Genomic DNA, 15600 nt, shown 5'->3' with positions numbered 1-15600 from the left:
AGTTTTATTTATACCTTGTTTGAAGGTCTTACACTTTAAACTGCGAAGACAACTTTCTAAGTGCAGTTGTGATGCAGACTGTATCTTCGGTGACTCTGAATTTTTTATGTTGCGTGGTTTGCTCTGCTAGATTTTGAATGGTATCTAATAAATTGCCAACATTATTTAATAATGATTCGAATTTATCGAAAATTGCGACAATCGCAATGGCGACGATAAATTCTAAAATAGGGTATAGACGGCTCTGACGTTTTTGCAGTGAAAGTGTATTTTGCCTTTTGGTCATTTGCGCATAACATTGGGCGACCACAAATGATAAGATTGTGATTGCTCCCACAGCCATTAGTTTGTGCGAAATTCGCAGTAAAAACATGAATTGCCCTCTTCCGTACTGAAAGTAGAAGTCGCTTGGATTCCGATTAAAGTGTAGCAGAGAATAAGCTTTGCACTATTTTTCTAGTAAATGGCCGCGGAATTTTCCAACGAAACCGATTAAGATAAGCTATAGCCTGTTGATCTTTGGGGAATAAATTTTGTTCAAATCCAAAGGTTAGGTTAATTAAGACAATTCTATTAAAGAGATAATAACGATATGCGCCCATCCCACTTCAATGATTTTGAAAATCAAACATTAAATTGGCAAGTTATTCGGCAAATCTGGCCATATCTGTTGGAATTTAAGAGTCGGATCATTTTGGCGCTGTTGTGTTTAGTATTGGCGAAAGTTGCGGGGGTGACTTTGCCGTTTGTCTTAAAGCATATAGTTGACGACTTAAACACAAACAATGGCGCTCAGGGGTGGTTAGCTGTGCCAATAAGCCTGTTGATAGCCTATGGGGTTGTGCGTTTTTTAAATACCTTGATTGGTGAAATTCGCGACACTTTATTTGGCCGGGTTACTGAGCGCGCCATGCGTCGCCTTGGCCTTGGCGTTTTTAAACATTTACACCAACTTGATTTAGATTTTCATTTAACCCGCCAGACAGGTGGTATTGCTCGTGATATTGACCGTGGTACACACGGCGTCAGCTTTTTAATGCGTTTTATGGTGTTCAATATCGGCCCAACTTTGTTGGAAATAAGTTTTGTTGTTGGGTTGTTTCTAGTTAATTATGGCTGGCCGTTTGCGTTAATTATTGTCGTGGCAATTGTTTGTTATGTTGGTTTTTCAGTTTGGGCAACTGAATGGCGCACCGGATATGTTAAAGCGGCGGCAAAAGCTGATTCGAGCAGTAGCACTCGAGCGATAGACAGTTTATTAAATTATGAAACCGTTAAGTATTTTAATAACGAAGCTTACGAAGCACAGCGCTACGACGGCGCACTTGCAGAGTGGGAAATAGCAAAACGTAAAAATAGGTTATCTTTGTTTGTGCTTAACGCAGGTCAAGCTTTGGTTATTTCTTTAGCTATGGCAAGTATGATGATTTTAGCAGCCTATCAGGTGAGCTTAGATGCAATGACAATTGGTGACTTTGTTTTGGTCAACGCGTTTATGATGCAGTTGTTTTTACCGCTCAATTTTCTTGGTTTTGTCTATCGAGAAATAAAAGGCTCGCTTGCCAATATCGAGCATATGTTTGATTTACTAAAACGCAAACCTAAAACCATGGATTTGCAAGATGCCAAAGAGCTAGAAGTTACCCGCGGTAAAATTGAATTTAAGCAGGTTCATTTTTCGTATCAAACTGAACGTAACATTTTGCAGCATGTTAGTTTTGAGGTAGAAGCTGGCCATAAAGTTGCTGTAGTGGGACACAGTGGCTCTGGTAAATCGACCCTAGTAAAATTGCTTTATCGTTTTTATGATGTAACTGGTGGTCAAATATTGATTGATGGACAATATATTCAGCAACAAACTTTATTATCTTTGCGAAAAAACATTAGCATAGTGCCGCAAGATACAGTTTTGTTTAACGATACTTTATTTAACAACATCCAATACGGTAAACAGGATGCGAGTGAAGCTGACGTTGAGAAAGCAGTTGAACTGGCAAGTTTAGCCGAATTTGTTGCATCTTTACCTGAAGGGTTACAAACGAAAGTAGGTGAGCGTGGGCTTAAATTATCAGGTGGCGAGAAGCAGCGAGTTGCGATTGCGCGGGCAATTTTAAAAAATTCACCTATTTTGGTTTTTGATGAAGCAACGTCTTCGTTAGATTCAAACGCTGAACGCGCTATTATGCGCGCTTTTAATCAGTACGCCAGTGGCCACACTAGCATAGTGATTGCACATAGGTTATCAACTATTGTAGATGCCGATAAAATTATCGTATTAGACAAAGGCCAACTGGTTGAACAAGGGACGCATGCTGAGCTGCTGCATAAGCAAGGCCACTATTTCAATTTGTGGCAAGCGCAGCAGCAACAAAGTTAAACATGCTAAGCTTGCGGTTAGTCTGCCAATAGAATATTGAGTTGATGCGCAAGCCGCACAGCTGCTTGGATAATTCGCTGTTCGCTTATGCTTAAGTTATTCTCTAGGTAACTTTGGCTGATTTGCGCTTTTTCTTTGGCAGGATAAATGTTTTGTCTAATCTGGACACTTTCGTTTATCCAATCAATTGCTGTGCTGTTTTGCCACTCTTGTTTGCTGTTGTTGGATAAAGCACTTATTTTTGCCGATAGTGTTTTTATCCAATAACTATGTTTGTGAGTTGCAAGCATCTGGCTGTCCCACAACCTATGCATATTGGTTCGTTTGTTTTGAAAGTAGACAGCAAAATCATTGCCTCCTCTATCTTCACCATTGCCAGCATGCAATGGTTGGTGAATATCTCCAACCAAATGCAATACAAAGTACAAAGCTAATTTTTGTTGTTCGCTATTAGTACTTTGAGCCAGTTGTTTGCTGTAGTGCATCAATGCTGTGTAAGCGTCACCTCTTTTCGGTGCGTGTAAGTTTGCTTGGTAGTTTTGTTGGTTAGGTACAGTGACATAATGCCAAGGGGATGCGGTTTTTTGCCAGAACTTATCTTTTTGCCCACGCATTCTATCCAAATAGGTTGTGGCATGCGCAATAGTTTCATCGCCAAGTAATTGGGCTATTTTGTCTTTGCTCGCTGGTTTTAACATAGGTTCAGCTAATTCACCAATGAGCTCATGGCCCATTGGCCCCCATGCATGAGCGACTTTTACATGAGTTGCGGATAAGATAATAAGTAAAATAGATAGCTTGAGTGTTTTCACTGCAATTGTCTGATGCGTTAAAATTTAACTTAACACAGAGCTTAACATCTAATTACTTAAAACTTGTTTAAAAAACTTAATTAATTCAACACCAAATTGTTCTGGTTTGACCGCTTTGTCGATACTTTCAGTACACCCAGCTTTAGCTAAATTTACGTCTTTAATTTCTGAATAACGTTTGTGTTTAACATGATAAAAAACCTTAACTACAGGTTGTAGTGGGTTAATTCTATTGGCTTCTGTCACTATCGCCAGCTTGCCGCTATTTAACAACACAACTGTACCAACAGGGTGTATGCCCATACATTTTATAAACTGTTGCAATAATTCTGCATCTAATTCTGCGGGCGCCATAGATAACATAATTTTAAATGCGGCACTTGGGGTCATACCTTTTTTATAAACCCGCTCGGCTGTCATTGCATCGTAGATATCTACTATGGTTAACATACGGCCAGCTTGATTGATTTGCTCTTGTGTCAACCCTTTGGGATAGCCACAGCCGTTGAGCTTTTCATGGTGTAAGCTGACTATTTCAATGCATTGTTCACTGATACCTTGGCTTTGTTGCAAGGTTTCAACACCATATTCGACATGTTTTTGCATGATTTCGAATTCATCTTCAGTCAAACGTGAAGGTTTGTGGAGAATTTCGTCCGGCACTAAAACTTTGCCTATATCATGTAAAAAAGCACTTTGTGCCAGCTGTTCAATCTCTTTATCGACATAACCTAAATGTTTAGCGAAAATCGCCATTAAGATAGACACATTCAGCGAATGTTCGTAGAGGTACGCGTCTTTATCGCGAATTCGTGTCATGCACGCAAGTGCGTCTTGATTACGAAAAATCGAATCAATCAGTTGATTGGTTAGCTCTTTAATCGGCGCAATTTCGATAGAGTGACCTTGTTTAATGTCACTAATAATTTTCTCTTGTAAATTAATTGCCTCTGAATAAAGCTTTTTCGCTTTTTTCATTTCCAACGAAACGTTGGCAGGTTTGATATTGTCTTTGCGTTCAGTTGATCTGGGAGCAGATTGGATATCAGGTCGTGTCTGGTCGTTTTCTGCGTGTATGGTTTTGTCAGGATCTATCGCAACCTCGACTACTCCTTTGTTGGCTAGTGTTTGTATGACTTGCGTTTTTTTTACCCATCCGCTGGTTTTTACCGCTACTTGACCTGTTTGTTTTGTTACTTCAATAACATACATGCCAATTTTTAATTCAGAGAGAGGAATGACTTTGCGCATTGTCGGCCAGTTTTAAGAGTTAGATGTAATAACGATAGCAAAAATTATAAATTTTGCCTAAGTAACCAGGCTGAAACTTCATATCAGCCTGGTTTAATGTATAACTAGAACGTTAGTTAAACAAAGATTTAATCACTAGCGTGACATAATGCTGCAAAGTGACAGGAGAGCGCATTAATAATTGTTCAAGATGGCTCTGACAAGCACTGTCTTCACCTTCCTGCTCAACTAATTTTAAGGCTGCTTGTGCTAAGATATCACCCAATACAACATAATTATGGCACTGGCTGTTTTCATGTTGTTGGCAATACTGATGATAAATCGCCAACACTTCTACTAACGCAGCTTTATAATAAACTGGGTGGGCTTCTTGAATGAGCTTATCGACTAAAGTTGCAAAACTTTCTTCACCAGGGGTCATTGAGCTGGTAACTAAATCACTGTCTAACTTGGCTTTGTCGTTTGCGTGGTCGGCAAACACAATACCTTTACAGAAAGCTAAGCTTTGCCAAATAGCCGACAAAAAGTCGTCATCAAATCTTGCAATTAAGCCACGCTCTGAGCGCCACAATAACCAGTCTGTGTCCATTGCATGATGTTTTTCTGCAATATATTCGTGTGAGCCGTCTTGGCGTGAAAAACTCACTTTAACGTCAATGTCGAAGGTTTTGTGTTGATTTTCCAATATCGCCTGCACTTTTTGCATAAATTGATATGGTGACAGTTGTGCCAGTGCTTCCATGGTGACACATTGTTTACTGCTGTTCTCGGTACACATGCTGAGCATATTGTGCAGGTGGATTGAACGTATACCGTTAAACAATTGAGTGTTTGTTCTAATTGTATAACTTAATATTACCAGCAGTTCTTGGACTAAAGTTCTTTCTAATGGCGTTGTTGCTATATCAAGCGTATGTAATAGCTCTTCTTGATCTAACAAAGACTCGTCACCGCTTAACACGGTTAAGTTATTCGTTCCAACTAATATGCTGAGATTTCGTGAGCATAACAGTGATAAATCGTCGGCTAAATCTGCATGTGCTTTGCCTAATGCAGAGAAGCACCAACGTGCAGTTAACCAATAGTTATTATGCCGAGCAATTTGATAACAGGCTTCAATAACCTGTCTAAATTTAATCGTTCCGTCTGTGCTAACATCGTCGTCTAGCTTGTATTTAGTCGCCCAAGTGACGAGCAACTGATAACACTTATCATCGCAGCTTTCTAATTCAGCAAAGTTTTCTGATAGTTCTGGAGTGAGCGCAGCAGGGCTAAATGGATAAGCCTTATTAGCTAAATTGAAGCCTGGAGTAAATTGCATTGCAGCTAATTCAAAGTTAGGTAAGTTGAGCTTACAGTTGCGTGATGCTCTAAGCGCTAGCGCCGCAGACGCATAACCAACATTGTTAAACTGGTTACGCAATTGCAGTTTTTTCAATGCATCAAACAGAGGTTTGGTTTGCGCTGATTCGCACATAGATTGTGTCACCATATAGGTAACAACAGCTGCTTCGCGGTTAATCCAATGTTTATTAATGTGATTTATTTCGTTGAGCAATATTTCACAATCTAATTCAGCATCATAATTGCGGTAGTTGCAGTTGTCTTGCTGCACAGATGATAAACATAAATATTGTGCACCGTTTATTTGGTAGGTTTGTGCCGTGGCTAAACTTTGCATACGACGGCGCGGTCGGCCTGTTAAACCTAATACAGAGTTTTCACCTAAGTGTTGATAAGCATCAACTAACTGGTTGGCTGACATAACGCTTAGAGGCGCTATTTCAGAAGGTGTTTCAGCTATCACACCATGATCGGCCAACAATTGTTTAATCTGTTCGTTTTCAGCTAGGATCACAACCGCAATTTGCGTTTTGTTCTGGCTGGTGGAACGAAATCTTAATTGGCATGGGTCTAAATCATCCAACTCAATTAACCCTTCGTCAATCATAAAACCGGTATAAAACAAGCTTTGCGCCCAAACCAAAGGTAGGTTTTCGTTAGGGACTCGCGGCTGCGAACCTGGGTTTTCTTTTTCTGCGGCTACATGTGCTTTGTCCAAATAATAAAGCTCTGGAATAAGCATTTTACCATCTTGTTCAACCATAATAGCTTCAATTTGGCTACGATAATGTTGTGCTTGTTCTTCATCGCCGTCATACAAAGCTTGAATATATAAATAGGTAAAGAATAACGGCCATTCTGATTCAATATCTTTGAAGTTAGTTAATTCGTTATGTTCATAGTGAATACGGCTATGGTCTTCTACCGCAGTTTGATGACCATCCCATAAGAAACGCTTGCATCCGTACTGGCCACCTAGTTCGTTGAGAATTTTATCTCGGGTCTTTTTAACCAGTTTTTTGTCACCAACAGCAAAAGCAGGGAAACCAATAATACTCAGTAATGCACTATCCACTTCTTTAGAAATAGATTCGCGCGGTAATAAACGGGCTAGGGTGTTGCGCGCGCGTGAAATGCCATCTGGAATTGAATGAACAATTGCTCGAGAGCTGGCATTTTTGCCAAACAGGTTAAAGCCATCTAATGCTTGTAATGCTGCTTTGGCCATGCCAACAGAGCTTGCATTAATTTCGGTTTTACCATTGTTGATTTTATTGCCGCGCTCCCATATTCCATAGTCTGGAATTCTGTATGCAAAGGCTATGTAATAAATTAGATTTTGCACAAAATCAACTTCGTCATAAGTATTGACGATGCGTAAACCGGAAGCTGTCATTTGTGCAATCATCAATAAAAATATTGAGGTTGCATCTATTTGTAAATGACCCCAAGCATCATCCGCTACTACGGTTAACCCTGATTCTGTATCATATTTAGCGTGTAATGCATCTTTTGCGTGCATTGTGTGCTTAAATTTTTCAACTTTAGCCGACTGACGCATCATAGATTGCAGCAAACCACGCATTAACTTAATGGTTGCTTGGCATAACTCATCTGAGCGTTCTGTTTCGCCAACTCTTTTATAGGCAAGTCCCAGCGCCCACACGCTCATAATTGAGTATACGTTGTCACGCACCCAAGCATCAGTGTAATCACCATGTGTGGTAATTGCGGTACTGGCGGGTAATAAACCTGTAACCGGATGTTGCCGTTTTAAAATGATATCCTGGATATCTTGGTAAAGACGATTCAATATATTGGTATTGTTCATAGTCGCTATCCGCACAAAATTTGTTGTGTGTTTATTGTTAGATTAGACAAATTATGCAAATTTTACACCTGTATCTGCGTAATTTTTACTACAACTTGTTGAAATCTAGCTTAAAAACAAAAAAGGCCACACTAAGTGCAGCCTTTTTATAATTTTTTAATCCGTTTAACGATATTTTAACCTAAGCAACTTAGCAGTTAAGTTGAATACGTATTCAAATCATTTCCAACGGTTATGTCGATTAGTTATTTTAACCAGCTTGGTAATTTCTGCTCGTAAGTCGAGATATCATCAGCAAACTGTAAGGTCCAACCAATTGAATCCAAGCCGTTGATTAAACAATGTTTATGGAAATCATTGATCGGGAAGCTATAAGCTTTACCATTCACAGTTAAAGTTTGCGCCGGTAAATCAACTGCAAAAGCGACATTTGCATCAGCCGCAACTGCTTGAAACAACTCTTCAACTTCGCTTTCAGTTAATTTGATTGGCAAAATTTGATTGTTCATACAGTTACCGTAGAAGATATCTGCAAAACTGCTTGCTACGACAACATCAAAACCAAAGTCTTTAATCGCCCAAGGTGCGTGCTCACGGCTAGAGCCACAACCAAAGTTATCACGTGATAATAAAACGTTTGCACCTTGGTATTCGGCTTTATTTAACGCGAATTCTGGATTGTCTTGTGTGCCAGCTTCGTCTAAATAGCGCCAGTCGTGGAATAAATGTACACCAAAACCTGTGCGATCAACTTTTTGTAAAAACTGCTTTGGGATAATTTGGTCAGTATCCACGTTAGACTTATCTAACGGTGCAACCTTGCCATTAATTTGAGTAATACCTGACATTATTTGCCCTCCACTAAAGTACGTACGTCAACAAAGTGACCTGAAACAGCCGCAGCTGCAGCCATTGCTGGGCTAACTAAGTGAGTGCGACCCCCACGGCCTTGGCGACCTTCAAAGTTACGGTTTGAAGTTGATGCGCAACGCTCTTCAAAACCTAACTTGTCGTCGTTCATGGCTAAACACATAGAACAACCTGGTAAACGCCATTCAAAACCAGCTTCGATAAAGATTTTATCTAAACCTTCTTCTTCTGCTTGTTTACGTACTTGACCAGAGCCTGGTACAACTAAAGCTTCGATACCCGCTTGAACTTTACGGCCTTGTGCAACTTTTGCTGCTGCGCGTAAATCTTCAATACGGCTGTTGGTACAAGAACCAATAAATACTTTATCAACAGCTAAATCAGTTAATGCCTGACCTGCTTGAATGCCCATATATTTTAATGCAGCTTCACAAGATGCGCGTTCAACAGCGTTTTCAAAAGACTCTGGTGCAGGTACTGGTTCATTTACACCAATTACTTGGCCAGGGTTAGTACCCCAAGTTACTTGTGGGCTAATGTCTTCAGCTTTTAAGGTAACCACAGTGTCAAACTCTGCGTCAGCGTCCGATTTTAAGCTAGTCCAGTATTCAACAGCTTCATCCCAAGCCGCACCAGTTGGTGCAAACTCACGACCTTTAACATAGTCGATAGTGGTTTGGTCTGGAGCAACTAAACCCGCTTTCGCGCCAGCTTCAATACTCATGTTACAAATGGTCATGCGTTGTTCCATTGATAATGCTTCAATCGCATCACCACAATATTCCATAACATGACCGGTTGCGCCGTCCATACCAATTTTGCCGATAATCGCCAAAATAATATCTTTTGCATCAACACCAAATTGTAATTTGCCAGTTACTTCCACCTTCATGGTTTTGTAGCGGTTTTGTTTTAACGTTTGAGTTGCTAAAACATGCTCTACTTCAGATGTACCTATACCAAAAGCTAATGCACCAAATGCGCCATGGGTAGCTGTATGTGAATCACCACAAACAATAGTTGTGCCTGGTAAAGTAATACCCAACTCTGGGCCGATTACATGCACAATACCTTGTTTTAAGTGACCTACGCTGTATAAACGCACGCCGAACTCATCACAGTTTTGTTGTAATGTTTGCATTTGAATACGCGCCATAGGTGCAGCTGCGTCAATTGCAATAGATTTGGTCGATACATTGTGGTCCATAGTCGCGAATGTTTTATCAACACAACGCACAGGGCGATTTTTTTCACGTAAACCTGAAAAGGCTTGAGGTGAGGTCACTTCGTGGACTAAGTGACGATCAATATAAATTAATGGCGTTTCGCCTTCTTCGGCACGCACTATGTGCGCATCGTAGATTTTATCGTATAAAGTTTTGCTCATTTTAGTCGTACTCTAAATTAATTCTGCTATGTAATCACCCACTTGGGCAGTTGTTTTCGCTTGGTCTCGTTTCTCTGGTGCCAGTAGCTCACCAGTTAACACACCATCATTTAGAGTTTTAACAACTGCAGCTTCAATTGCATCAGCAATGTCGTTGCGGCCAAAACTAAAGCGTAACATCATAGCGGCAGATAAAATTTGTGCGATTGGGTTAGCAATACCTTTACCTGCGATATCCGGTGCACTACCACCAGCTGGTTCGTATAAACCAAAACCTTGCTCGTTAATAGAAGCTGAAGGCAACAAGCCCATAGAGCCTGTAATCATCGCACTTTCATCAGAAATAATGTCACCAAATAAGTTTGAACATAATACAACGTCAAACTGGCTTGGGTAACGAATTAACTGCATAGTCGCGTTGTCTATATACATATGCTCTAGTTCAACTTGAGGGTAATCTTTATGTACTTCTTCAACAACTTCACGCCACAATACGCTGGTTTGTAATACGTTGGCTTTGTCGATAGACAATACTTTACCACGACGTTTTAACGCAGCTTCAAAGGCGATAATAGCGATACGACGAATTTCGCGACGCGTATAACGCATGGTGTCAAAACCATATTCTTCTTCACCTTCGCCTTCACGACCTTTTGGTTTGCCGAAGTAAATACCTGAAGTTAATTCACGTACCACTAAAGTATCAAAACCACTTTTCGCAATGTCTTCACGTAATGGCGACAAAGCTTCTAAACCCGGATAAATACGGGCAGGGCGTAAGTTGCTGAATAAATCAAAATGGCCACGTAAGCCGAGTAGGGCTGCACGCTCTGGTTGTTGTTGTGGTGGCAATTTAGCCCACTTAGGACCACCTACTGAACCGAATAAAATCGCGTCAGCTGCTTCACATGCTGCAAGTGTTGATGCTGGCAAAGCTTCGCCATGGTTGTCAATTGCAATACCACCTACATCGTGTTCGCTTAGGTCAAACTCAACGTTGAACTTTTTCTCAACAACGTTTAATACTTTTAAAGCTTCTGCCATGACTTCCGGGCCAATGCCGTCACCCGCTAACACTGCAATTTTCATTTTGTTTTCAGACATTTCTGATTTTCCTGCTCGTTTTAGTTCTGCGTGGCTTGTTCGTTCTGTTTAGCCTGCTTTTGCAATTCTATTTGGTCTGCACGGTAGGCCAAATTCATTACGTTGATTAATGCTTGGGCTGAGGCTTCAACTATGTCAGTTGATAAACCGAAGCCGCGGAATTTTTGCCCTTTGTATTCAACAACAATATCAGCTTGCGCTTGAGCATCTTCGCCGCCAGTTTTTGCTGAAATTACATAGTCTTTGACTTCTAAATCCATCTCAACAATTTCTAACAATGCGCGATAAGTTGCATCAACAGGGCCATTACCTAAAGCTGATCCCGAGATTATATCATCGCCAACTTTTAATTTAACCCCCGCAGTCGCAGTTTCGTCTGTACCAGAGACTGCCGCTAAGTAGCTTAATTGATAATGTTGTTTATCCATTTGTTGGTTAGTGAAGTACAACAAGGCTTCTAAATCATAGTCAAACACTTGGCCTTTGCGATCAGCTAACTTTAAGAAGCTCGCGTATAACTCGTCCAAGTTGAAATCTTGCTCTGTATAACCCATTTCTTGCATGCGGTGTTTAATTACATGGCGGCCGCTGCGCGAGGTCATATTCAAGTCATTGGTACTCTTACCAATGCTTTCAGGCGTGATAATTTCGTAAGTGTTTTTCGCTTTCAATACGCCGTCTTGGTGAATACCTGAGCTATGGGTAAATGCATTGGCGCCAACAATAGCTTTGTTTGGTTGTACAGGCATATTACATAATTGGCTAACTAAACGAGAAGTGTGATAAATCTCTTTAGTATTAATGCGGCTGTTGGCACTGAACATATCAGAGCGTGTATTTAAAATCATAGCCACTTCTTCTAATGAACAGTTACCTGCGCGCTCACCTATACCATTAATGGTACATTCAATTTGGCGTGCACCCGCTTGTACTGCAGCAATAGAGTTAGACACTGCTAAACCTAAGTCGTTGTGACAATGCACTGAAATAGTTGCTTGGTCGATATTTGGTACGCGGTTGAATAAGGTTTGAATGATGCCACCAAATTCACTCGGTATAGTATAACCCACAGTGTCTGGAATATTGATAGTGCGTGCGCCGGCTTTAATTGCCGCTTCTACCATACGACACAAGTGGTCAATTGGGGTACGGCCAGCGTCTTCACAAGAAAACTCAACATCATCGGTAAATTTACGCGCATATTTAACCGCATTGACACCCATTTCTAAAACTTGGTCAAAACTGCGTTTTAATTTTTGCTCTACGTGAATAGTAGAAGTTGAAATGAAGGTATGAATACGGAATTGCTCTGCAACGCTTAATGACTGTGCACAGGCGTCTATGTCTTTTTCAACTGCGCGGGCTAAACCACATACAATTGAGTTTTTAACGTTTTTAGCAATGGTTTGTACAGATTCAAAATCGCCTGGGCTAGAAACAGGGAAACCTGCTTCCATCACATCCACACCCAATCTTTCCAAGGCTAATGCAATTTGCAATTTTTCACGAACCGATAAGCTCGCGGATAAAGCTTGTTCGCCGTCTCTTAATGTTGTGTCGAAAATTATTACTCTATCAGACATAGTTTAGCTCCTGTTCGTTTAAGGCCCGGAAACGGCGCGAATCTAATAAAAAACCCGCGCTGTTGAGCACGGGTTTTTTGTTTCGAAATCTTGATTTAAAGGTTTAGTTCGTCTCGAAACAAATCCTCCCGCACTCTAAATGAGTGAGGCTTAGTAGATTTGTAAGCGAGAGGATTAAAGTCATTTCATAAACCTTGTAAATTAACGAGTAAGTCAACAAATGTAACTTTGATGTGTATTTTGGTGTTAATGGCCTAAGATGTCAATGTTTGCTTGGCCTAAAAATAGAATTAGGCCAATCGGTTTTATTCAAAAAAAACTTTTGTTATTTGTGTATTAATGTTTAGCGATACTGTTTGGTGTAAAAAGGAGGTCGGTGTTTTTACTTTTATACTTTGTTGTTGCCATTGCAACAGTGATTCATAACACTCGCCGATAAAGCGTTCGTTATGCACTTGTAGTTTTGAATTTGCATCTGCCGCTAGGGTAAATTGATGTGGGCGCAGGTAAATTAACCCTGTTTTGCCGATAAACTCAGATAAACATTGTTTACCTAGATAATCTGCTTCGCCAAATGGTGTTGCCAAAACATTGGCCGATTTTATGCGGCTTTGCAGCCATAAACCTTCACCTAAAAATTCAGCGATATATTGAGTAGCAGGTGCGTTGAAAAGTTGTGCTGGTGTGTCAACTTGCTCAATTCGTCCTTGATTAACAACCGCTATACGATCACAAAACGCAAATGCTTCGTCTTGATTATGGGTTACAAATAAAGCAGAAATTTTTTGCGATTTAAGCAAGTTACGAATGTCGGTAATCAGCTCAAATCTTAATTTAGGATCTATGTTGGAAAAGGCTTCGTCAAATAACAAAATAGTTGGTTGGCAAGCGAGTGCTCTGACAATAGCGATGCGTTGTTGCTGGCCTCCGGATAATTGATGGGGATAATGCTGCGCGTAATCAGCCATTTTTATCAGTGCTAGCATTTCTGTTACTTTTTGTACTCGCTCGTCGCGGGACAATTTTTGCAACCCAAACGCGACATTTTCAGCAACAGTTAAATGGGGAAAAAGTGCATAATCTTGAAATATTAATCCAGTATGGCGTTTTTCGGCAGGTAGGTTGATTTTTGCGGATAACACTTGTTGCTCGCCAATTTTTACCTTGCCGGTAACTTGCTCTAGCAGACCCGCTATTGCTTTTAAAATTGTACTTTTGCCACCACCGGATGCACCAAACAGGGCGACTATTTCACCGTGCTGAACTTCAAGGTTTAAGTTACTGATAATGTTTTTATCTTGGTAGCTTACAGATAAATTATTGACTGATAATACCGACACTTTAGTTTTTCTCGATAGAACGATTTATAACAATTAATGGGATTAACCCAACCACAACGATAATAATTGCACCTAATGCGGCAATTTCTAATTGCTCTGTGCTGGCATATTGAAATACATATGTGGGTAGGGTTTGATAATCAAAAGGGCGTAATAACAAAGCCGCCGGTAATTCTTTCATACTTTCGACAAATATAAGCAAGCCTGCGACCAACACGCTTTTACGAATGAGCGCAAAATGCACTTTGCGAAATATATTAAAGCTTGTTTGCCCCATGGTTTTTGCAACCATATCTAATGACGGACTCACTTTGCTGTAACTGGCCTCTATGCCTTTGTTGGCAATGGCAATAAAACGAATACTATGCGCTAGTACTATAGCAATAAAAGAACCACTCAGTAGTAGCCCCGGCGCGGATAAATTTAAACTTTCCGCCAGTGCGTTAATTTGGTTATCTAAAAATGCCAATGGAATGAGCACGCCAATTGCCATAACAGTTCCGGGAATAGCATAACCAGAGCTGGCAACTTTTAAACTGCTTTTGTGCAGCTTGTTAGGTTTTATTCGTAAGCTGAAGTTAAGCAACAGTGAAAATACAATCGCAATTATGGCTGTTAGCGCCGCAATTATTAAGCTATTGAGCGTAAACTGTAACAGTTTGTCATTCCATGCTTGTGAAAAATAATCAATAGCATAGTCGGCTAGAATAATGAGTGGCGCAACAAAAGAAACTAATAGTATAAGGCTGCAAAAACAAAAGGCCGCAAAACTTTGTTTTTTATTTAGTTGATAAACAAGTTTTTGCGCCGATAGCTTTGCGTCGTTATGCGTTTGTTTTTTGCCGTTTTGTAATCGCTCAAAGTAGAGCAAAATAAAAATTCCCGCCACCATGATTATGGATAATTTAGCCGCTGCGGCTAAGTCGTAATAGCCTAACCAAGTATCGTAGATGGCCGTTGTTAGCGTGCTGACCGCAAAATATTTTACCGTGGCAAAGTCGGCGATGCTTTCCATTAATACCAAAGCTGTACTGGCGATAATAGCATTGCGAGCAACTGGTACTGATACTTTAAAAAAACATTTAGTTGGGCTGTAACCCATAGTGCGGGCGACGTGAGTTAAGTTTGCTTGCTGCTCTAAAAAGCCTGCTCGAACCATTAAATACACATAAGGATATAAGACTAAGGCCAATACAATAATTGCACCTGGCAAACTGCGAATATCAAAAAAATAATAGTCGGTTGCTGATTGCCAACCAAACCAATTGCGTAAGTTTGTTTGGATGGGGCCAGCGTAATCAAACAAGTCTGTGTAGGTATAGGCGACTATATAAGCTGGCATAGCGAGAGGGAGCACCAGCGCCCATTGAAAAAAGCCTTTAAAGCGAAAATCACATATGGCTATCAACCATGCCAATGGTACACCAATACTAATTACCAATATGCTAACGCCTAATGCTAATAAACAGGTATTGATAACATAGTCGGCAAGAACGGTTTGTTGAATATGGGCAAATGTATCGCTGTTTGGTGCAAACGCTTCAATGCTTATGCTGATCAGTGGTGCAGCAAGGATTAAAGCAAGTAGCAGTGTGGAAACATGGATCTTTTTTAATTGTTTGCAAGCAGAAAACAAACTGGCAACTAGAGATTTGCCAGTTTGTTGTTGAACGTTAGTTTGAGAAACTGAAGACAAACATC

11 protein-coding genes are annotated in these 15600 nt (G+C 40.4%); 1 reads left to right on the top strand and 10 read right to left on the bottom strand.

The annotated features are described in order from the left end of the window. Window positions 1-28: 28 nt before the first annotated feature. Entirely contained in the window at window positions 29-286 is a 258-nt protein-coding gene (locus WSC_RS0107900) for a hypothetical protein (protein ID WP_157447229.1), read from the bottom strand. A gap of 306 nt (window positions 287-592) precedes the next feature. Here WSC_RS0107900 and WSC_RS0107895 point away from each other — a divergent pair, with 306 nt between their 5' ends. Next, window positions 593-2377, top strand: coding sequence for an ABCB family ABC transporter ATP-binding protein/permease (locus WSC_RS0107895; RefSeq protein WP_016955380.1), 1785 nt, complete (start codon window positions 593-595; stop codon window positions 2375-2377). A gap of 17 nt (window positions 2378-2394) precedes the next feature. Here WSC_RS0107895 and WSC_RS0107890 read toward each other — a convergent pair whose 3' ends face one another. From WSC_RS0107890 to WSC_RS0107850, 9 genes are all read right to left on the bottom strand, one after another. Further along, on the bottom strand, window positions 2395-3189 hold the full coding sequence (locus tag WSC_RS0107890; RefSeq protein ID WP_040394097.1) for a S1/P1 nuclease: 795 nt from the start codon (window positions 3187-3189) through the stop codon (window positions 2395-2397). A gap of 48 nt (window positions 3190-3237) precedes the next feature. Beyond that, window positions 3238-4440, bottom strand: coding sequence for a cyclic di-GMP phosphodiesterase (locus tag WSC_RS0107885; RefSeq protein ID WP_016955378.1), 1203 nt, complete (start codon window positions 4438-4440; stop codon window positions 3238-3240). A gap of 112 nt (window positions 4441-4552) precedes the next feature. Continuing rightward, window positions 4553-7615 carry a phosphorylase b kinase regulatory subunit alpha/beta gene (locus tag WSC_RS0107880; protein WP_016955377.1) on the bottom strand — a complete coding sequence of 1021 codons (3063 nt, stop codon included), beginning with the start codon at window positions 7613-7615 and terminating at the stop codon, window positions 4553-4555. A gap of 245 nt (window positions 7616-7860) precedes the next feature. Further along, window positions 7861-8463 (bottom strand): 3-isopropylmalate dehydratase small subunit, encoded by a 603-nt coding sequence (leuD, locus tag WSC_RS0107875; RefSeq protein WP_016955376.1) that lies wholly within the window; start codon window positions 8461-8463, stop codon window positions 7861-7863. Further along, the gene (leuC, locus tag WSC_RS0107870) at window positions 8463-9872 is read right to left on the bottom strand and encodes a 3-isopropylmalate dehydratase large subunit (RefSeq protein WP_016955375.1); all 1410 of its coding nucleotides are present in this window, start codon (window positions 9870-9872) and stop codon (window positions 8463-8465) included. The genes leuD and leuC overlap by 1 nt, the downstream gene beginning before the upstream one ends. Window positions 9873-9884: 12 nt before the next feature. Next, window positions 9885-10976, bottom strand: coding sequence for a 3-isopropylmalate dehydrogenase (gene leuB, locus WSC_RS0107865; RefSeq protein WP_016955374.1), 1092 nt, complete (start codon window positions 10974-10976; stop codon window positions 9885-9887). A gap of 20 nt (window positions 10977-10996) precedes the next feature. Next, complete coding sequence (leuA, locus tag WSC_RS0107860; RefSeq protein ID WP_016955373.1) at window positions 10997-12559, bottom strand: 2-isopropylmalate synthase; 1563 nt, start codon at window positions 12557-12559, stop codon at window positions 10997-10999. A 305-nt stretch (window positions 12560-12864) separates the two neighbouring features. Beyond that, entirely contained in the window at window positions 12865-13899 is a 1035-nt protein-coding gene (locus WSC_RS0107855) for an ABC transporter ATP-binding protein (protein WP_016955372.1), read from the bottom strand. A gap of 1 nt (window position 13900) precedes the next feature. Further along, on the bottom strand, window positions 13901-15595 hold the full coding sequence (locus WSC_RS0107850) for an ABC transporter permease subunit (RefSeq protein ID WP_016955371.1): 1695 nt from the start codon (window positions 15593-15595) through the stop codon (window positions 13901-13903). Window positions 15596-15600: the final 5 nt, after the last annotated feature.

It is taken from the genome of Catenovulum agarivorans YM01, from assembly GCF_000281085.1.
In the GTDB taxonomy this organism is placed as follows: Bacteria; Pseudomonadota; Gammaproteobacteria; order Enterobacterales; family Alteromonadaceae; genus Catenovulum; species Catenovulum agarivorans.
The sequence above is the reverse complement of the archived record's forward strand: the minus strand, read 5'-3'. Positions and strand labels throughout refer to the sequence as shown.